Here is a 17,455-nt window from a genome sequence, read left to right on the forward strand (position 1 = left end):
CCTGTTCAACCCTCTACTCCAGAGGAGTGGGCCATGGACGTAGCCCTGACCGACATCACCGCCGCGGCGTTTGCGACCTTGACGAATCCGCCGGATGGCCTGGTGATGCCGGCGCACCCCAGCGGGTTATGCCTGCTGGATAAGCCGGCGTGCCTCAAGGGAACCGCTGTCCCGTTTCGGCTCGATGACCTGAAACACTATGAGCGGAACAAGGACTGGGATCCACTTCCTCTGCCTGACATCCGGCGTCCCATATCGTGGCCCTTCTTGAAGCCGCCAACATTCAGGAAGTCTTCCAAGGGCCAAGATATTCTCAACCTCTCATTCGTGAACAAGCCTCCTGCGGGATACAGGGTCAAGATATTTCGAGTGCGCTACGGTACGGGCGCCATCCTCCCTCCTGCCGTCATCGCCGTCGCCTACCCGCTAGATATCGACATCGGGGCCCCGCCAAAATTTCTCGTCCATTTCAAACATATCCCAGGGCAGGCCAAACAGGGCGAAGAGGGTTTCAATCTCTTCAGGTTTTTCGATCCCGAGGGCTATGATTGGCTTTCGAATGAAATATGGAATTGGCTCGTCTTCAATGTGTTCCCCGACGCGGTACGTCCGGGCGACTGGAAGGTAGATATGCCGTTCCTTGCGCCTCAGCCACGGTCGTTCGGGTTTGCCTATCAGCTCCGGCAATCCCGACAGTATGTGCTTGTACTACCTCAGATCATTCGCGAGTTCGATCCGGCAACGAAGCAATTGAAGAAATACCAGCTACACTCCGCAGAAACGCTGAGGAGCGTATTACTCGCGATTCAGAAAGAATTGTTCAAAGGTGTCGTCAGCTTTGATGAAGGCCAACTAGGCCACGTTGCCATCTCAACAAACAGCAGTGGATGCGGCGTAGTGTCACACTTCTTGTCGTCCAATCTCCTGCGGCTGGACAATGCCAATATCCGTGAGTTCATGGTTAACGAGCTCAATGAGCTCTTCGTACTGGATCCACCCGAGGCCAAGGCGGGATCTGCAATAGTAGCGCCGGCCATCAGATGGCGCAGCCTTCGAAGCACGAGAAGCTCGAGTAAGGGTAAGTGCCTGAGATTCTACTCTCATTCCTTCCTCAAGGAGTTCGCGGGATTGTCCGGCCCATCTAGTTCTTTCATCGAAGGGACCAGCGCAAATTGGGAATCACCGGATAAGCGAACATCGCTGACTTATCTCCCGATAGACAAGCGGGGTGATATTTGGCAGCGAACTCTCCAAGAATTCATACCGGGCTCTCGGCTGGCGGTTAGTAATTTCGAGTTCGTGCACCATGTGATTTTCGCTCTCTGCCTGACGGACGCCGCATCAAAGAGTCTTTACTGGTGAGCCGGCTTGCGGTCCGGGCCGAACCAGCCGACTCGATGCGCCACGTGCGTATTCAGATCGCGTCGATGGCCCGCTCGAGCGAATCCAGGTTCTGCCGCAACCTTTCCAGGATCCGCCGGGGACCCGTTCCCCCGTTGGTGTCTGCCGCGGGGTCGATGACGGTGCGGACCGCCATATCGGCCAGTTGCGTCGCAGCGCTGGGACCGTCGTCCTGTCCGGGATGGTGCCAGAAGGCGATCCAGTTCAGCATGCCGATGATGCCGAGCGCCGCGGTTCGGGAATCGGCGAAATAGAACTGGCCGGAGCGGATCCCGTCGTCGATGACGGCGATGAATTCTTTCAGCACTTGGCGGCGGCTGTTGCGGTAGGTGTTGGCCGGCGCATCGGGCAGCTCGGCTTCGGACACGAAAACCGATGCGTCGATTTCGTGGAGAGTCAGCAGCGGGTACGGGAATTCGGTCATCGTGGCGGCAGCCGGTGGGGCGGCGGTCGATGATGATGGTGCCGCCGACCGAATACCGCGACCCGACACGGCCCAATTGCGCCTGATCGCTCACGCGGCGACCCGCCAGGTCGACGCCGACACCGCCTTGACTTATGTCAGCGTGCTGACATAGTTTCGTCTGTGTCAGAAAGCTGACACGAAGACAAGGAGCATCATCATGCCCGTCACCGGCCCCGACTTCATCTCACTCCAAGCGCGCGACCTCGACGCCTCGCAGGCGTTCTACGAGCAGTACCTCGGCCTCGTCCGCTCGCAGGCCGGACCTCCGCACGCCGTCGTCTTCGAGACGAAGCCGATCGCATTCGCACTCCGCGACATCGTTCCCGGCACCGATCTCGCATCTGTCGCTCAGCCCGGCATCGGCGCCGCGATCTGGCTCCACGCCACAAACGTCCAGGCCATTCACGATGCGCTGGTCGCCGACGATCACACCATCGTCGCCGCACCGATCGACGGTCCCTTCGGTCGGACATTCACCTTCGCCGACCCTGACGGCTACCAGATCACTCTCCACGACCGCGCCTGACAGGCCGAAGTGACGTATACGCTGTGAAACGAGCTCGGCTCGCACCATTGCGTCTTCTCGTGGGAGGAATCGGAATGCCGGACAGCGTGATCGACATCGACCTTGCGGTTCAGAGATTCTCGAGCCTGCTGCAAATCCCCACCGTCACCACCCAGGACGAGAACGACACCGACTGGGCCCAATTCGAGAAGTTCCGCGAGACGCTCGACGCACTGTACCCGCTGGTAGCAGCGAAGTTACAGAAGCAGATCTTCGCCGGACACACCGTCGTCTACCACTGGGACACCGGCTCCCCCGACGAACCGATCGTGCTCATGGCCCATCAAGACGTCGTCTCCGTCGGCGACCCCGATGGCTGGACCCACCCACCGTTCTCCGGGGCTGTCGCCGACGGCGTGATCTGGGGTCGCGGCGCCATCGACGACAAGGGCCCACTCGTCTGCATCCTCGAAGCCGTCGAACACCTGCTGGCGCAAGGATTCACTCCTGACCGTGACGTTTACCTGCTATTCGGGCACAACGAGGAGGTCGCCGGCGACGGCGTGCCGACTGTCGTCGAGTACTTCCGTCAACAGGGAATCGTTCCCGGCCTCGTCATCGACGAGGGCGGCGCTGTCGCCGGGGACCTGTTCCCGCTCGAGCAGAAGATCGCCGCGATCGGCACCGCCGAAAAGGGCATCCTCGACCTGCAATTGACCGCGGTCGATCCCGGCGGCCACGCTTCCATGCCGGGCAAGAACCCGGCCACCACCCGGATCGCTCGCGCCCTGGTGAAGCTCGGCAACTTCGACTTCCCACCGACCATCACCCCGCCGATCATGGAAATGCTCAACATCATCGGCACCCACGCCAGCGGCCCTCTCGGCGCGGTCCTGTCCCGCGCAGAACGGCTGCAATGGCTGATCACCACACTCATGCCTCGCTCCGGGCCGCTGATGAACGCGATGATCCGCACCACCGCCGTGCCCACCATGCTCGAAGGCAGCAAGGGCACCAACGTCATGGCCGAAACCGCCCGCGCCGTCGTCAACATCCGCATCCTCACCGGCGAAACCGTCACCGAAACCGTTGAGCGAATCCGAAAAGTCATCCACGACCCCGAAATCCGACTCGACATCCTCACCGCCTCCGAACCCACACCGACCTCCCCTACCACCGGACCCGCATTCGAACGCGTCGAGAAGGCCGTCACCCGAACATTCCCCGGCGTAGTGACCTCCCCGTTCCTCGTCGTCGGCGCCAGCGACGCCCGCCACCTCGCCCAGATCAGCAGCTTCGTCTACCGCTTCTACCCCTTCGAGCTCGACTCCGAGGCACGCGGTCTCATCCACTCCACCGACGAACGCCTCACCGTCGACGCCCTCGTCGGTGGGATCCACTTCTACGAGGCCGTACTGCGCGGAACACACTGACCGGTCTACAGGCGCGACACTGTTCTCCACGCACGGCCAGTCGGCAGCCTAGGTCGCCTTACACGGAGACGCACTGTATTGCCGACGAGTGGGTTTCATCGACGGAGTGCCGCGTGCGCAATACACGTCTGTTACCAAGCTCGCCGCTGATCGCGCTCAGCTTCCGGAGTCTGCTCGATCTGGTCGTGGCCGATACGGTCAGTCCGCACCAGAATGCCTGGGCAGGGTGGGAATTCGTCGGTCGGCGGGGCCGGCATGTGATAGCGCCGCGTATGCGGAAGCGCAACTTCGACAAGCTTCCCGTCCTCGAGCATCCACAGGCCGAAACAACTGTCCTCCTCGTCGTGGATCAAGACTTGAACGCTCTCCGGGCGGGGCCAGGGCAGCGCCTCGAGGTATGCGAAAAGTCCTGTCCGGGGCCGCATCCGCTCGAATTCGGTCGCCCACCCATTGCCGAAGGAACCAGGCCACTGGCTATCGATCGGAATGAAACGGCCTCTCCAGCTGCGGCTCTCATCGTCACGTGTCAGCGGATCCATGACCTCGCCGGCGTCCAACGCCAACACGATGACCTCCGCGAATCTGCTCATGACTCCACATCAGAGCACGTGCCGATCGGATCAGAGCAGAGCGGGTGTTGTTGCGGAAGGCTCACGACGCTGATCGAGAAGGACTGATCGAGCTGCAGACCGACCCGGAGGTCTGGGCTTACCTCGGAGGTCCGCGGCTGCGGGAAGACGCCGAGCAGCGCCTCGACGCGATCGGCGGCCCCGTCAATGCGACAACCGCTCCCGGCCATTTCATCATCGCCGACAAGGGCACCGACAGCCTCCTGGGGACCTTCGAGCTCAAACGGCGCCCCGCCGACTTTCCCGGCCACGTCACCGACGACGGTGAAGAACTGGAACTGGGTTACCTGATGCTGAGTCGTGCGTGGGGCGCAGGTCTGGCGTTCGAGGCTGCCACTGCCGCGGTGCGCGCCGCCGCCGATGAGCTCGATGACCAACCGGTCCTCATCGCGACCCAGTCAGCCAACAAGCGCTCGCTCAAACTCGCGGCCCGCCTCGGCTTCCGGCCAGCAACCACCTTCGAATGGTTCGACGTCGAGCAGCGCCTCTGGCTATCCAGCTTGCACTCGTTCAAGGCCTGAACCACTGACACAGTCACCGAGGTCTAGTCGGTGGCACTCGTGCCGGCGTCGGCATCCAGAGCACTCCGGTGCCCGGCAGTGACGTCGCCTAAGCAGTGGCCTTCCACGCTTCGGTGACACACCCTTGCTCCCAGTGCCACCAACCCTGCTCCGCACCGTGTTCCAACAGCTTGCGGATCTTCGGCAGATCCGCCTCCGGCGGTACATCCAAGGCCACCATCCGGTAGCGCTCGATGCCTTCGCCTGTCGTGCCGAGGCGGTGAAAGGCCTTCAATACGCTCTCCCGAGCGGCAGCCGAGCCATCGTCTTTCAGCACGATCAAGCGGATGGTGCAGTTTTGCGAGGGCCGGACCGTATCGCCGGCCCAGAGGACACCCTCGTTATCCGGCTCCACGGTGATGATGTCCCCGCTGGCGACTCCTCGGACGAACCAGGGTGTGTTGTCCAACCGCACGGTACCGTCACCGAGGTCTATCGCCCACAGGCTTTCGACGCTTGCCGGCGGCCAGCCTTGCTCATCGATGTCCATGTGAAAGTGGACTTTCACGTGGTCGTCACGGATCTCGGTCACCGGCCTATCATCCAACACCCGCACATGCCGCTGACCGAACCGGCCACTCCGTAGCGGCATCGGCATCCAACAGTGGCCAAACATCTGACGTGTCCTGATCGGCAAGATCCTGTTGCAGTACAGAAGGTCTCGCAGTGGCCGAATACTACAAGGCCGAGTACTGCACATCCGCCACTCGAAGTGCCATTTCCGCATGTGACTCGCGGCTGAGGTCGAGGCCGCGAATGGTTCACATCGGTGCCCGTCACCAGGGCACTGTTCCGGCGTCGTCGAAGAATCTGCCGGTCGGTCCGTCATCGGGCAGGGTCGCGAGGTGGATCGCGATCGCCGCCCCCTGGGTTGGTGTACGGACGCCGCGGAAGCCGTTGAGGTCGGTGGCGGTGAAACCGGGGCAGCCGGAGTTGATCAGGATGTTGGTGTCGCTCAGTTCCTTGGCGTATTGGATGGTGACGGCGTTCAGGAAGGTCTTCGATGCCGAGTACGCAGCTGGAACCGGGCCCAATTCGCTTCCGGGCGTGGTCTGCAGGGCGAGCGAGCCCACGCTGCTGGACATGTTGACGATTCGTGGTGACGCCGAGGCGCGCAGCATGGGCAGCATCGCGTTGGTGACTCGGATGACGCCGATCACGTTGGTTTCCACGACAGCTCGCACTGTCGCGGGATCGACGGTCGTGGGTGTCTGTGGCATACCGCCGGTGATCGCGGCATTGTTGATCAGGACGTCGAGCCCTCCGGCATGGTCGGCGATCAGCTGGGCCGCGGCGACGACACTCGCGTCGTCGTCCACGTCGAGCGGCACGCCGAACGCGTCGGTCCCGGACGCGCGCAGTTTCTCCACCGCCGTGTCGCGGCGTTGTCGATCCCTCGCGCCCACACCGATTCGCCAGCCAAGGGCGCCAAGGCCCTCCGCGATCTCGTATCCGATTCCTTTGTTCGCGCCGGTCACCAGCGCGATCGTCGGTTCACTCATGCGGTTGATCATGTTGTGGACTCGGGTGGTGCGTCCAAGACCGATTGGGTGGGCGGCGATACCGCACGGGTATTGGTCGTGGTGAGCGCCGGATACGATCACTTGGTGGAGACGCGGGAGTTGCGATACTTCGTCGCGGTCGCTGAGGAGTTGCACTTCGGGCGGGCGGCACAACGGCTCGAGATGGCGCAACCACCGCTGTCGCGTGCGATCCAGCAGCTCGAACGGCGACTCGGAGTCGTTCTGCTGCACCGAAATGCTCGCGCGATCAGGTTGACCGAGGCCGGGTCGGTGCTGCTGCGGGAGGCCCGGCTCGCCCTCGAAGCGGTCGAAGCTGCCGAGCGCCGCACTCGCCGCGCCGCCGCCGACCGGCCCGGTGTCGTGCTGGCCACCAAGGCGGGAGCCTCCAGCGAACTGTTGTCGAAGCTGCTGGACGCCTACGCCGCCGAACCGGGCGCTGTCGCAGTCGAGGTGATGTTATGCGGACCCGGCGAACCAGAAAGACTGCTACGCAACGGGCGTGCCGACGTTGCTCTGCTCCACCGCCCCTACGACACGACGACCGGATTCGACACCGAGGACCTGCACACCGAACACCAGATCGTGGTCCTGCCCCCAGGCCATCCCCTCGCCGACCGACCCCACATATCGATGGCCGAGGTCAACGCCCTGACCGACCTGCCCCTGCCGCGCTGGCCCCGACGGGATGGAAGCTATCCAGACGGCCCCGGCCCGCAGGTTCGCGACCACACCCAGTTGACCCAGCTGATCACCCTCGGACGGGCCTGCGCGGTCGTGCCCGAGTCGCTGCGCGCCCAGCTACGCGACGATCACGCCATCGTGCCGGTGCCGGACGCACCGTCCGTCACGACCGTCATCGCCTGGCCACCACACAGCAGATCCAAAGCCGTCGCCGACCTCGTCCGTACGGCGATACGCCTCTAGCCGAGGGCATGCGCACATGCCGCTTCTCGCGCTGATCGAACCGGTCAGCGCCTGGGCGGTGAGCGGCGGATCCGCACCGGCGGGCCTCGAGGTGATCTCGAAACTGCTAACCCTTTGACACCTTCTTGCTGGCGAACAGACCTATTCCGAAGCCGAGCACCGTGATCCCGAAGAAGCACAGGAGCAACCCGCCGATCTTCGCCTCGGTATCGGTGTCCGGACTGCGCCCGGAGCGCGAGGACCCGGCAACCACGGCGGCCGGATCGACAATCGCCTGGATTCCGCTGACCAGCAGGACTATCGCCACAATGATGAGGGCGATGCCACCGATCATGCGCTGCGCGGTACGGCGCGGCTGCCCGAGGTCTTCGACAGGTTCAGGGGCGTCGGAGGCTGACATGGCACGCAACCTATCAGCGGATGCCACCTACTTGCATGCGCTGACGAACCGGCCTTTCGTCAGCTATGAACGCCACCCGCGCCTTGCCCTCGGACTGAAACCTTGCTGCGCGCACGATGCGCGACGGACGTGAGACAGGCAGGATCTACTGTCTCTTGCGGCTGAGGCGATCCGGATGCACCCGATCCGGCCTTACGATCTTCTGCATGCGGCTGACCACACTCCCCGCCGACGCGCGGGCCCGACGTAGTACCGAGATGAAGGAGTTTCTCCGGTCTCGGCGGGCCCGGGTGTCCCCGGCCGATGCGGGCATGGCCGTCGGTGATACCCGTGGTCGCCGCACGCCGGGGCTTCGGCGGGAAGAGGTCGCAGTACTCGCCGGGGTTGGGGTCTCCTGGTACACCTGGCTGGAGCAGGGGCGGGAGATCAACGTGTCGGGCGACGTGCTGGACGCGATCGCGCGGGTGCTGCGGTTGGATATGGCCGAGCGTGAGCATCTCTACCTGTTGGCCGGGCTGAACCCGCCGCAACCCATCCCGGCCGCGCGTCGGGTTCCGGAAGAGTTGCGCCGCGTCATCGACTCCTGGCTGCCGCGCCCGGCATACATGCTGGACGTGCATTGGAATCTGGTGGCGGTCAACCGCGCCGCCGAGCTGGTGTTCGGGTACCAGGAGGCGGACCACAACTGTTTGGTCACCTTCTTCACCAGCAGTCGGTATCGATCGTCGCTGTGCCACTGGCACGATGCCGCCCGGGACATCGTCGCCCAGTTCCGGGCGGACGCCGCGCGCTATCCGGATGATCCGGAGTTCGGTCAGCTGGCGACGGATATGTGTTCGGTCAGTGCGGAATTCGCCGAGATCTGGGCCGAGCACGACATTCGGCATACGGCGACCGGCACCAAGACCGTCGCCCACGCCCAGGCCGGTGAACTCGTCTTCGACTACACCGCCCTGACGCTTCCCGAGCTCCCCGGCCATCGTCTGCTGCTGCACAGCCCGGCCACGGGCACGCAGACCGAGCAGCGGGTGGTGGACCTGTTGGGCGCGACCGTCGGATAGCCCGGAGGGTGACCGCGGACCGCCCGGGGAGGTTCGAACGGTGCAGGAGCTGACCTTGCGGCGAACCGACATCAGTTAGTTCGGTCGCGAGGCTGGTGTTGTCAGACCCAGGTTCATCGCGCACTGCCCAACCGCCGCCACTGCGCGCAGGATCGCTGACATGGAGCGATTCACCAACCGAACTGTCCTGATCACCGGCGGCACCTCGGGCATGGGCCTGGCCACCGCTCGTCGCCTGCTCGACGAGGGTGCCTACGTAGTCATCACCGGACGCGACGACGCCCGGCTGCAGCGGGCTGCCGCTGAACTCGATTCCGGGCCGCGCGTGCTGACCGTGCGCGCAGACGCCGCCAACCCAGACGACCTGGATGCCCTGATGCGCCGCATCGAGACCTGGCGCGGTGACCTCTATGCGGTATTCGCCAACGCGGGCACCGGAATCTTCAAACCAAGCACAGAGCTCACCGAGGCCGACGTCAACCAGTCCATCGACGTCAACTTCAAGGGAGTGTTCTTCACCGTCCAAAAGGCACTGCCGCTGCTGAAGGAGGGCAGCGCGATCGTCCTCAACGCCTCCTGGACGCTGCACCGCGGCTTGCCGGTCGCCTCCATCTACTCAGCAACCAAGGCCGCAGTGCACAATCTGGCCCGCACCCTCGGCTCGGACCTGGCCCCGCGAGGTATCCGCGTAAATTCGGTCAGTCCCGGCTACATCGACACCGATATGTACCGCGACGCCACCACCGACCCGGCCGCCGACGCACGCAATGCGGCACAGGTACCGCTGGGCACGATCGGCCACGCCGCGGAGGTCGCCGCAGCAGTCGCTTTCCTCGCCTCAGACGACGCTTCGTACATCACCGGACAAGACCTGATCATCGACGGAGGCCTGGTCGGCTCGTTCCCCAATCGATGATCGGTCCAGGCACTCCACGGTCAGGAAAGTTTCCCGATCGGGTTCGCTCCCGGCGGCCGGTGGGCTCAGTATCTGCACCCCGGCAACGCTCCGACATCGGTCGACACCGCAGAAACACAGCCGGGGCGGGTCAGATTCCCGGAACGCCCGCCAGTTCTCGTTCCTCCACCGCCGGACGCGCACTGAACGGGCACTGCCACTCGGCAGGCTTGGGTCGCCCGGAGTAGCGGCGTGCTTCGGAGAGCTTCTCGTACTCGAGCAGGTTCGGGTTGATATCGCCCTGCAACACGATGTCCTGCTTGCGGATCTTCTCCGCCAGGCGGTCCCACATGCCTGCGGCCTTGATCAGGCCGAACTGCTCGTGGGAGTTGAACGCCAGCATCGGGAACGGTGGGCGACGGCCGAACCGCCGGTGCGTCTCGTGCAGTCCGATGACGAAGAACGGATGACCTGCCACGCTGTACCCGAACTCACCGGACTGCGCATCCGACGAGTAGCCGGGCGCCCACGCGTACTTGTCCGCGTCCGCCTCATGCAGCAGTTGTAGGTGCTGCCACAGCAACTCTTCGAAACGCAGCTCGTCCACGCCGCGGGGCTGCTCGAAGGTCGCGACGAAGCTGGTGAACTTGCGTGGGTTCCAGTCGGTCGCGCCGACGAACTCCGCAAGATCCAATGCCATCAACCGAGCCGACTCCCCGCCGCCCATCACTTCGTAGTGGCGATGGGTGATGCCGCCCTGGCGCCAGGCGGAGCGGCCCGCCAGACAAGCGAACCGGTCTCCGAGGAGGAAGGTCTCCAGTTCAGCTCGCGCGTCTGTCGTCAATCCAGGTTTTCCTTTCCAACCACGTGTACTCGACCGAGGGGGAGATCATCGATTCACGTGGCGCACCCACCTCGACCGCGCTGCGCCGCAGATCCTGCCAGTCGACGGGCAGGCTGCGCGAATCGGGCGGATCGGCACCGCAGACGGTTGCCCAGCTACGGGGCCGGAAACCTCACGCGAGCATGTTGCGGATCACACCATCGGGTGGTCGAAGAAATTCATTTCCGATCGCTGACGCCCACGCCTACCGTTGTCTTTCGGCATTCATGCCGTACCGACTTGTGGAGGAGTTGTATGTTGACGGCCCGGATGGCGCCGAGCGCGCCTGATCGAATGAACCCGTTGCGCACCGGGCAACATCTACCTGCTCGGTAACGACGCCCATCCGTCGCGGCGCACTCGGCCGGCTCTCGCTGATTCAGTCATCGTTCAGTAAGGAGCTTCCGGGTGTCCGAGAACACCACAACCCACCACGGCCCGAGCCCAGCACAACGAACCGGGACCTTCACCTGCCTCAGGTGTGGGCTCGTCGTCGCGGACCTCGCGCCGGACGACAGCAGGCGCAACCACTGCCCGAGCTGCCTCGAGTCCAGGCATACCGTCGACCACCGGGAAGGAGGGCTCTCCGATTGCGGCGGCCGCATGACTCCCCTCTCGATCGCAGTACTACGCACCGGACGATGGGCCGTAGTGCATCGATGCACACGATGCACCGAGCTGTCGCTACATCAGGTCGCCGCTGATGACAATCAGCTGATCTTGATGCGGCTCGCTGTTCGTCCGCTCGCAGAGCCGCCCTTCCCGCTCGAAGTCTTCGGCGAGCTGTAGGGACTTGCGATGCCACGAAAGAACACCACGCAGCGACGTCAGCAAAGGGTCAAGGATGTCCTGCACGCAACGAGTGGGCCCCCGGCGGGCACGTTCCGCTGCCTGCAGTGCAGGTTCGACGTGCCGATGATCGCGCCGGGCACCGCCCACCGCAACCATTGCCCGCACTGTCTGACCAGCCGGCATGTCGACCGTCGACGACCGGGTGATCGAGCGGAGTCCTGCCGGGGACGCATGGTGGCGATCAGTGTGTCGGTGCGCGACGGTGGTGAGTGGGCACTCATCCACCACTGCCTCGCGTGCGGCGTCCTGCGTTCGAACCGCATCGCGGGCGACGACAACGCCCTATCGTTGATGCGTATCGCGGTGCGGCCATTGGCCGACTCCCACGTCGGCCGACGCACCCTGCTCGCCCTGTAATCGCCCCGCTGCGGCCCTGTCCACGGACAGGGCCGCAGCGGACGTCTTGGACGAGCAGATCTCAGCTCGCCGGCTCAGTCGCCTCTCTGGAGGACGGTGTCGATGTGCAGGCTGATCGTCACTTTCCGGCCCACCGCGGCGCCGCCGCCGTCCATCGCGACGTGCATACCGAAATCGCGCCGGTCGATCCGCGCGGTCGCGGTGAACACCGCACGCTGCTCGCCGGACGGATTCGGGCCGGACTCGGTCAGCTCGACCTCGATCGGTACCTGCCGGGTGACGCCGAACAGTGTCAGCTCCCCGTCGACGACCCAACCGTTGTCGCTGCTTCGGGCCCCGGTGGAGCGGTAGGTGATCGTGGGAAACGTTTCGACGTCGAGATAGTCGGCCGAGCGAAGGTGGTGGTCGCGCTTGTCGTTGCCGGTGTCGAGGGATGCGGTGTCGATCGTCGCCGTCACGGTCGGTCCGTTGTGGTCAGCGGCGGTGAAGAGCGTGGCGTCGAAGCCGGTGAACCGTCCGCGGACGACGCTCACTGTGAGAAATCGGGTGGAGAAGGTGATGGTGGAACGTCTCGGGTCGGCCTTCCAAGTACCGGCCGGATAGCCCAGAATCGAAATAGTTGCCGGGGTGGGGTTCATTTTTCCCTCCGTGGATGTGTGCGGATCATGGAGCCGCCGGGGTCATGGTTGGCGGATCCGCGCGGTGAGTCATTCCGGCGTCCGATGGGTGATCTCGCCTCGTGCGCGCTCCTGTGGCGTCGCGATGTCCCAGAAGCGGAAGATGCCGCGTGCGTCGCGGTAGGCGCCGGTACCGCCGGTGATGGCCATGTCGAGTGGACTCGTACCTTCGACCCATAGCGCTTGCATGGTTACCGATCCGTGCTCGAAGTCGGCCGAGAGTACGCATTGCATGGTGGTCTGGTCGTCGACGATCCGGACGAATTCGCAAGAGCCACCGCCGTGCCCGACCTCACGCCCGTTCTCGCGCAGAATGCCCGAGTAGACGTAGCGGTCACCTACGTTCGGATCAGGTTGTCCGAGATCCAGGGAGACATATTGATCGGTGTCGACCGTGACCTCGATGATGTCGACCTGCTCGTCTGCCGCATCAGCCTCATCGCCGCAGCCGGCGAGTACGCCGCCTACGAGTAGCGTGCCGACAGCGGCAAGCGCAATCCCGGAGACCCGCTTCTTCATATGTCGCATGTTCCCGTCCTCGAATCAGGACGTCTCGATTGCCGTGGCCCGACCCGGCTCGGGTTCGGTATCCCAGACGACCTCCGGTGAACCGGTCAGCGGAGTGGTGTCGAAGTAGCGGACCTCGTAGGAGCGTTCGGCGAATTTCCAGCCGTCAGCAGTGCGCCGGTAGCGGTCGTGGAAGAGCGCGTAGTTGAATACCGACCGGCCGTCGTTCAAGCGTCCGAGCTCACAGATGTAGGCCCGGCCGGTCGCGGTGTCACCGTCCAGCTCGACCGACCCCGGATGGGTAGTCTGGACGAAGTACTCCCATTCACCGGCATGCAACTCGGTTCCGCGGCGGATCTCCTCGCGGCCGGACTGCTCGATATTCACCGCCGGTATTCGATACACGCCGTCCTCGGTATACAGCGACGCGAGCCGATCGGTATCACTCATCATCGCCGCATCGCTGAATTCGGCTCGCAGCGCTTCGATTTCGACGCGGTCGGCGATTGTTTGCAGGTCTGCCATCAGTTCTCCTCGGTTGATGTCGGCTACGCGGCACGGTCAGCACGCCGCGCTGCCCAATCTGGGTAAGGACGACTCCGACACCTCGGCGGTTCGGCCATCTTCAGCGGCCGAGGGAAGATCTCATTGCCAATCGGTGATTCGAACGTCCTCACCGATAACGACGACACGACAGGCGGAAATGTCAGGTCCACGGCGGACGACCGCCTACTCGGCCGGCGTCACGGTCTCCAGCACGACGAGAAGGGCCATGCTGATCGACTCGCCGAGGGTGACCTGATCTGCGGTACCGACGCGGCGGGGACCATCGAGCCATACCGTCCGGCCTGACTACTCAGGCTCGGTTTTTCGGCCCGCATGGGTCGTTCGCCCCATTACCCGGCCGCAGAACCGATGGGCTGTTCGCCCGATGTGGCGAGCCATGGGCCGGTCGTAGTGTTCGGGGATGAGCACTGTGACAACGAACCGGTACGCGGCCGATACCGCCTACCGGCTATTGAAGGAATCGGAATTGGCGGAGGCGGATTCGATATTCCGTCTCGCATTCGGAACGTTTATCGGCCTTCCCGACCCGATGATGTTCGCCCATGGCGTCGACTGCGTCGGCACCCGGTGGGCAGCAGATCCGAGTGCTGCTTTCGCCGGTGAGGTCGACGGCCGCCTGGCAGGATCGAACTTCGCGACGAACTGGGGCAGCGTCGCGGTCGTCGGGCCGTTGACCGTCCACCCCGATCATTGGGACCGGCATCTGGGATCACTGTTGATGGAACCGGTGATGGAGCGCTTCGCCGCATGGGGCAGCACTCATCTGGGACTGTTCACCTTCGCCCAGAGCCCCAAGCACATCGAGCTCTACCGAAAGTTCGGTTTCTGGCCGCGTCATCTCACCGCGATCATGCGTAAACCGGTGCAGCGTTCGCAACCGGCACCGGGGTGGATGGCCTACTCCGAACTATCCGGCGCCGAAGACCCGACGGTGCTGTCGATGTGCCGTTCCCTGACAGAGCAGGTGTACGAGGGGTTGGATCTGTCGGGTGAAATCGCCCGCACCCGGACCTGTGGGGAAACTGTGCTGGTCATGGACGGCTGGTCGGTGTCCGGGTTGGCGGTGTGCCATCTCGGCGCGGGCACCGAAGCCGGCGATGATGTGTGCCTGGTGAAGTTCGGCGCAGTCCGCCCGGGCCCTGGCGCCGGCGAGCGATTCGAACGACTACTCGACGCGTGCGAGGATCTCGCCGCCGAACGCGGGCTCGGCACCGTGGAGGCCGGAACGAACCTGGCTCGCACGCACGCCTACAGCACCATGATCGCGCGCGGATTCCGTACCCAACTGCAAGGTGTCGCGATGCACCGAGCCGACGACCGTGGGTACAGCCATCCTGACGCGTATGTGATCGACGACTGGCGCTAAGTGAGACCCTGCCGGTATGCGTAGGCGGTGGCAGCAGATCGGGAGGAGACGCTGATTTTGGTGAAGATATTGCCGAGGTGACGGGAGACGGTCTTCTCGCTGATCGACAGCATCTGCGCAATAGCTTGATTCGTCATTCCGCCCGAAACGAGACGAAGCACCTCGACCTCCCGAGCGGTCAAACCTGCCGGTAGACGCGACGGTTGCCGATCCGCGAGCAGTGCGTCGGTGGCAACCACATCCGGCACCGCTCCCAGTCGGGTGAAGATCGCACGGCAGGTGTCCCATTCCAGGCGTGCGGCATCGACGTCACCGATTGATCGGCAGGCCAGACCGATCAACCGGCGGCTGCGCGCGAGCTCATACGGAATGTCGAGCTCCGACCAGATCTGTTCTGCGACGCGCAGTTCGGGGAGTGCTCCTGCCGGATCCCCCTCGGCAAGGCGCAGCGCACCGTTCGCGTAGGCGGCATTGCCCCGAACCGCGGAGCCGATGTCGGACAGCGCGTCCAGCTCGCTCGCCGCACTGTGGGCCAGTACCGAATCGCCCTCGGCCGTAGCCAATTCCGCCAATGCGGGCAGCAACTTCGCTCGTGCGAGCCTGTCGGCGGGCCGTTCCGCCAGCGCCCGCGTCAGACCCGTCGAAGCCGCATCGGTGCGCCCCTGCGCCGCACGTAGCAGAGCCATACCGGGTTGCACCTCGTAGCCGTAGCGACCGGCGTGCGAGAACGCCTCCTCGGCCGCAGCGAGGTCGCCGACCAATCGCCGGATCTCGCCGACCTGATACCAGGCTTGCCCGGCATCCATCGCGACGGTGCCGTTCTGCTCCTGGCACGCCCGCCGTGCCTCGCGCTCGGCCTCCGTCCACGACCCGTGCAGCCGCAGGATCACCGACCGGTGCATTCGGCACGACCCTGAAATGGGTGTTCCACCCGGTTGCGAACAGACCCACTGCTCGAACGCCGACGTCCACGCCTGCGCTCGGCCAACGTCGGAAATGGCCTCGCACACGCTGATCGAGCTGCAATATATCCCCACGCGGACCAGCGGACTCTGCACCTCACCCGCGACGACGGCGAGCATCGCTTCGTCGAGCAATGCCAGCGCGGGCGGTATGTCGCCGAGGGCCGCGAGGGCACGCCCTTGTTGATGTAACCCGTAATCGACCAGATCGCGATCACCGCACCGGTCGCCGATCGCCGTGACCCGGCGGGCAAGTTCGAGCGAAACGTCGAAGTTGCCCGCGAAGTAGTTTCCCTCGGCCTCGGCCAGGCACAGATAGCCATGTGCCCGGCACTCGGGCTCCGCGGCCAGCAGGCGCTGTGCGCGCGCCAGCCAGCCCATGGCCGCAGCGGTATCGCCGCGAAGCATCAGTACGAAATGGATTCGGTACGCACATAGTGCGGCGGCGGGGTTCGCGCCGTCGTGCAGGTGTCCCGTGTATAGGCGGCCACGAATTTCGACGCTCTCATCGGTGTGCCCCAGCAGGTGGGCACACTCCGCCAGTGTCTCCCGATCAGCAACGTCGAGGTCTGCCGCCGCGGCCGCGCGGCCCAGCAGTGCATAGGCCTCGTCCCATGCAGATTTCTGGAACGCGGTACGGCCCAACTCGACGTCATCGGCCACACACAAACAGTCCACCTTGTCGCGCGCGCCCGCAAGGTTGATCGTCGACGAGTCACGTCTCAGCTCGAATTTCGGAGTAACATGAGTATGGAAGTAATCATGTAATCATTGGCGGTGAGACATCATGGGACGTAATTGGCACGGCGGCCGTGGATGGCACGGCAAAGGTGGCTGGCAGGCATCGGAAGTCCCCAATGCGCAGGACGCGGCCGGCTGGTTCACAGGAAGATTGCCGGAAGGCTGGTTCACCGGAACCCCCACAGTGTCGGTGGACCGCGACGAGATCGTCATCGTCGGTGAGCTTCCTGCTCCGGAGGGCGAATTCGCAGACGAAGCCGCGCGTGCGGCCGCCGAATCCGGCAGGATCAGCCGATTCCGCGAAGAGACGCGCGAACAACGCATCGAGATCGCCCGGCAAGCCGAGCACCGCTACCAGCGCAAAGTCGCGTGGGGCGCACGCATCGGCGACAGCGTGGAACTGTTCACCACCCTGTCCGCGCCGGTGATGACCCGCCTACGGCAACCCGAACGCCTCGTCCTCGACACCCTCGTCGACGCGGGCGTGGCGCGCTCCCGGGCCGACGCACTGGCATGGGCGGTGCGCCTGGTCGGCGAACATGCGGAGAGCTGGCTGAACGAGCTGCGGGACGCGATGACTACAGTCGACGATCTCCGCGCGAAGGGGCCGGATCTGTCATAGGGCGGCGGGCGGGCACGGAGTTGCGGCGACAAAAGTAGGCGTGCCCTGTCGGATCAATTGGCCGCGCCGGAATCTGCACCATCGACGCAAAGCTCGCGTTCGGCGTAACTCGCGATGCATCAGC

22 protein-coding genes are annotated in these 17,455 nt (G+C 64.4%); 11 read left to right on the forward strand and 11 right to left on the reverse strand.

Annotated elements, in window-relative coordinates; translation table 11 throughout:
• Window positions 1–33: 33 nt before the first annotated feature.
• Entirely contained in the window at window positions 34–1,362 is a 1,329-nt protein-coding gene (locus ACFXNW_RS06530) for a hypothetical protein (protein ID WP_379416448.1), read from the forward strand.
• A gap of 52 nt (window positions 1,363–1,414) precedes the next feature.
• Here ACFXNW_RS06530 and ACFXNW_RS06535 read toward each other — a convergent pair whose 3' ends face one another.
• Entirely contained in the window at window positions 1,415–1,825 is a 411-nt protein-coding gene (locus ACFXNW_RS06535; RefSeq protein ID WP_379416450.1) for a hypothetical protein, read from the reverse strand.
• Between the two features lie 199 nt (window positions 1,826–2,024).
• Between ACFXNW_RS06535 and ACFXNW_RS06540 the strand changes: the two genes are divergently transcribed.
• A complete protein-coding gene (locus ACFXNW_RS06540; protein ID WP_379416452.1) occupies window positions 2,025–2,393 on the forward strand; it encodes a VOC family protein in 369 nt (122 codons plus the stop codon).
• Between the two features lie 74 nt (window positions 2,394–2,467).
• Entirely contained in the window at window positions 2,468–3,805 is a 1,338-nt protein-coding gene (locus tag ACFXNW_RS06545) for a M20/M25/M40 family metallo-hydrolase (protein ID WP_379416453.1), read from the forward strand.
• A 131-nt stretch (window positions 3,806–3,936) separates the two neighbouring features.
• Here ACFXNW_RS06545 and ACFXNW_RS06550 read toward each other — a convergent pair whose 3' ends face one another.
• The gene (locus ACFXNW_RS06550; RefSeq protein WP_379416455.1) at window positions 3,937–4,371 is read right to left on the reverse strand and encodes a hypothetical protein; all 435 of its coding nucleotides are present in this window, start codon (window positions 4,369–4,371) and stop codon (window positions 3,937–3,939) included.
• A 68-nt stretch (window positions 4,372–4,439) separates the two neighbouring features.
• On the opposite strand from ACFXNW_RS06550, the gene ACFXNW_RS06555 reads away from it, so the two are divergent.
• A complete protein-coding gene (locus ACFXNW_RS06555; protein WP_379416457.1) occupies window positions 4,440–4,955 on the forward strand; it encodes a GNAT family N-acetyltransferase in 516 nt (171 codons plus the stop codon).
• Between the two features lie 88 nt (window positions 4,956–5,043).
• Here ACFXNW_RS06555 and ACFXNW_RS06560 read toward each other — a convergent pair whose 3' ends face one another.
• Together ACFXNW_RS06560 and ACFXNW_RS06565 are read right to left on the reverse strand one after the other, a co-directional pair.
• Entirely contained in the window at window positions 5,044–5,526 is a 483-nt protein-coding gene (locus ACFXNW_RS06560) for a DUF4265 domain-containing protein (RefSeq protein ID WP_379416458.1), read from the reverse strand.
• 244 nt (window positions 5,527–5,770) lie between these two features.
• On the reverse strand, window positions 5,771–6,496 hold the full coding sequence (locus ACFXNW_RS06565; protein ID WP_379416460.1) for an SDR family oxidoreductase: 726 nt from the start codon (window positions 6,494–6,496) through the stop codon (window positions 5,771–5,773).
• Between the two features lie 15 nt (window positions 6,497–6,511).
• On the opposite strand from ACFXNW_RS06565, the gene ACFXNW_RS06570 reads away from it, so the two are divergent.
• Window positions 6,512–7,441 (forward strand): LysR family transcriptional regulator, encoded by a 930-nt coding sequence (locus tag ACFXNW_RS06570; RefSeq protein WP_379416462.1) that lies wholly within the window; start codon window positions 6,512–6,514, stop codon window positions 7,439–7,441.
• Window positions 7,442–7,547: 106 nt separating this feature from the next.
• Here ACFXNW_RS06570 and ACFXNW_RS06575 read toward each other — a convergent pair whose 3' ends face one another.
• Complete coding sequence (locus tag ACFXNW_RS06575) at window positions 7,548–7,841, reverse strand: hypothetical protein (RefSeq protein WP_379416464.1); 294 nt, start codon at window positions 7,839–7,841, stop codon at window positions 7,548–7,550.
• Window positions 7,842–8,047: 206 nt separating this feature from the next.
• On the opposite strand from ACFXNW_RS06575, the gene ACFXNW_RS06580 reads away from it, so the two are divergent.
• A complete protein-coding gene (locus ACFXNW_RS06580; RefSeq protein ID WP_379416465.1) occupies window positions 8,048–8,902 on the forward strand; it encodes a helix-turn-helix transcriptional regulator in 855 nt (284 codons plus the stop codon).
• A 160-nt stretch (window positions 8,903–9,062) separates the two neighbouring features.
• Complete coding sequence (locus ACFXNW_RS06585) at window positions 9,063–9,818, forward strand: SDR family NAD(P)-dependent oxidoreductase (protein WP_379416466.1); 756 nt, start codon at window positions 9,063–9,065, stop codon at window positions 9,816–9,818.
• A 130-nt stretch (window positions 9,819–9,948) separates the two neighbouring features.
• Here ACFXNW_RS06585 and gntA read toward each other — a convergent pair whose 3' ends face one another.
• Window positions 9,949–10,641, reverse strand: a complete 693-nt coding sequence (gene gntA, locus ACFXNW_RS06590) for a guanitoxin biosynthesis heme-dependent pre-guanitoxin N-hydroxylase GntA (protein ID WP_379416467.1) — start codon at window positions 10,639–10,641, stop codon at window positions 9,949–9,951.
• A 447-nt stretch (window positions 10,642–11,088) separates the two neighbouring features.
• Between gntA and ACFXNW_RS06595 the strand changes: the two genes are divergently transcribed.
• Entirely contained in the window at window positions 11,089–11,469 is a 381-nt protein-coding gene (locus tag ACFXNW_RS06595; RefSeq protein ID WP_379416468.1) for an RNHCP domain-containing protein, read from the forward strand.
• On the opposite strand, the gene ACFXNW_RS06600 is transcribed toward ACFXNW_RS06595, so the two are convergent.
• Window positions 11,365–11,628 carry a hypothetical protein gene (locus tag ACFXNW_RS06600; protein ID WP_379417379.1) on the reverse strand — a complete coding sequence of 88 codons (264 nt, stop codon included), beginning with the start codon at window positions 11,626–11,628 and terminating at the stop codon, window positions 11,365–11,367. The genes ACFXNW_RS06595 and ACFXNW_RS06600 overlap by 105 nt on opposite strands.
• Here ACFXNW_RS06600 and ACFXNW_RS06605 point away from each other — a divergent pair.
• Window positions 11,596–11,889 carry an RNHCP domain-containing protein gene (locus tag ACFXNW_RS06605; protein ID WP_379417328.1) on the forward strand — a complete coding sequence of 98 codons (294 nt, stop codon included), beginning with the start codon at window positions 11,596–11,598 and terminating at the stop codon, window positions 11,887–11,889. The genes ACFXNW_RS06600 and ACFXNW_RS06605 overlap by 33 nt on opposite strands.
• A gap of 74 nt (window positions 11,890–11,963) precedes the next feature.
• Here the strand turns inward: ACFXNW_RS06605 and ACFXNW_RS06610 are convergent, their stop codons facing one another.
• The 3 genes from ACFXNW_RS06610 to ACFXNW_RS06620 form a co-directional block, all read right to left on the reverse strand.
• Entirely contained in the window at window positions 11,964–12,527 is a 564-nt protein-coding gene (locus tag ACFXNW_RS06610) for a YceI family protein (protein ID WP_379416469.1), read from the reverse strand.
• 69 nt (window positions 12,528–12,596) lie between these two features.
• The gene (locus ACFXNW_RS06615) at window positions 12,597–13,085 is read right to left on the reverse strand and encodes a hypothetical protein (protein WP_379416470.1); all 489 of its coding nucleotides are present in this window, start codon (window positions 13,083–13,085) and stop codon (window positions 12,597–12,599) included.
• A gap of 24 nt (window positions 13,086–13,109) precedes the next feature.
• A complete protein-coding gene (locus ACFXNW_RS06620; RefSeq protein ID WP_379416472.1) occupies window positions 13,110–13,598 on the reverse strand; it encodes a nuclear transport factor 2 family protein in 489 nt (162 codons plus the stop codon).
• A 442-nt stretch (window positions 13,599–14,040) separates the two neighbouring features.
• On the opposite strand from ACFXNW_RS06620, the gene ACFXNW_RS06625 reads away from it, so the two are divergent.
• Entirely contained in the window at window positions 14,041–15,006 is a 966-nt protein-coding gene (locus ACFXNW_RS06625) for a GNAT family N-acetyltransferase (RefSeq protein WP_379416474.1), read from the forward strand.
• Here the strand turns inward: ACFXNW_RS06625 and ACFXNW_RS06630 are convergent.
• Window positions 15,003–16,631, reverse strand: coding sequence for a LuxR C-terminal-related transcriptional regulator (locus ACFXNW_RS06630; RefSeq protein ID WP_379416476.1), 1,629 nt, complete (start codon window positions 16,629–16,631; stop codon window positions 15,003–15,005). The genes ACFXNW_RS06625 and ACFXNW_RS06630 overlap by 4 nt on opposite strands.
• 124 nt (window positions 16,632–16,755) lie before the next feature.
• On the opposite strand from ACFXNW_RS06630, the gene ACFXNW_RS06635 reads away from it, so the two are divergent.
• Window positions 16,756–17,331, forward strand: coding sequence for a hypothetical protein (locus ACFXNW_RS06635; RefSeq protein ID WP_379416478.1), 576 nt, complete (start codon window positions 16,756–16,758; stop codon window positions 17,329–17,331).
• The last annotated feature ends 124 nt before the right edge of the window (window positions 17,332–17,455 follow it).

The sequence above is a fragment of the Nocardia sp. NPDC059180 genome (assembly GCF_042754945.1).
Taxonomy (GTDB): domain Bacteria; phylum Actinomycetota; class Actinomycetes; order Mycobacteriales; family Mycobacteriaceae; genus Nocardia.

What these genes read in the sequence shown, in the direction of transcription:
- ACFXNW_RS06530 (WP_379416448.1), top strand. Translation starts at nt 34, where the DNA reads ATGGACGTAGCCCTGACCGACATCACCGCCGCGGCGTTTGCGACCTTG.
- ACFXNW_RS06535 (WP_379416450.1), bottom strand. Translation starts at nt 1,825, where the DNA reads ATGACCGAATTCCCGTACCCGCTGCTGACTCTCCACGAAATCGACGCA.
- ACFXNW_RS06540 (WP_379416452.1), top strand. Translation starts at nt 2,025, where the DNA reads ATGCCCGTCACCGGCCCCGACTTCATCTCACTCCAAGCGCGCGACCTC.
- ACFXNW_RS06545 (WP_379416453.1), top strand. Translation starts at nt 2,468, where the DNA reads ATGCCGGACAGCGTGATCGACATCGACCTTGCGGTTCAGAGATTCTCG.
- ACFXNW_RS06565 (WP_379416460.1), bottom strand. Translation starts at nt 6,496, where the DNA reads ATGAGTGAACCGACGATCGCGCTGGTGACCGGCGCGAACAAAGGAATC.
- ACFXNW_RS06575 (WP_379416464.1), bottom strand. Translation starts at nt 7,841, where the DNA reads ATGTCAGCCTCCGACGCCCCTGAACCTGTCGAAGACCTCGGGCAGCCG.
- ACFXNW_RS06580 (WP_379416465.1), top strand. Translation starts at nt 8,048, where the DNA reads ATGCGGCTGACCACACTCCCCGCCGACGCGCGGGCCCGACGTAGTACC.
- ACFXNW_RS06585 (WP_379416466.1), top strand. Translation starts at nt 9,063, where the DNA reads ATGGAGCGATTCACCAACCGAACTGTCCTGATCACCGGCGGCACCTCG.
- ACFXNW_RS06605 (WP_379417328.1), top strand. Translation starts at nt 11,596, where the DNA reads ATGATCGCGCCGGGCACCGCCCACCGCAACCATTGCCCGCACTGTCTG.
- ACFXNW_RS06600 (WP_379417379.1), bottom strand. Translation starts at nt 11,628, where the DNA reads ATGGTTGCGGTGGGCGGTGCCCGGCGCGATCATCGGCACGTCGAACCT.
- ACFXNW_RS06610 (WP_379416469.1), bottom strand. Translation starts at nt 12,527, where the DNA reads ATGAACCCCACCCCGGCAACTATTTCGATTCTGGGCTATCCGGCCGGT.
- ACFXNW_RS06615 (WP_379416470.1), bottom strand. Translation starts at nt 13,085, where the DNA reads ATGAAGAAGCGGGTCTCCGGGATTGCGCTTGCCGCTGTCGGCACGCTA.
- ACFXNW_RS06620 (WP_379416472.1), bottom strand. Translation starts at nt 13,598, where the DNA reads ATGGCAGACCTGCAAACAATCGCCGACCGCGTCGAAATCGAAGCGCTG.
- ACFXNW_RS06625 (WP_379416474.1), top strand. Translation starts at nt 14,041, where the DNA reads ATGAGCACTGTGACAACGAACCGGTACGCGGCCGATACCGCCTACCGG.
- ACFXNW_RS06635 (WP_379416478.1), top strand. Translation starts at nt 16,756, where the DNA reads ATGGGACGTAATTGGCACGGCGGCCGTGGATGGCACGGCAAAGGTGGC.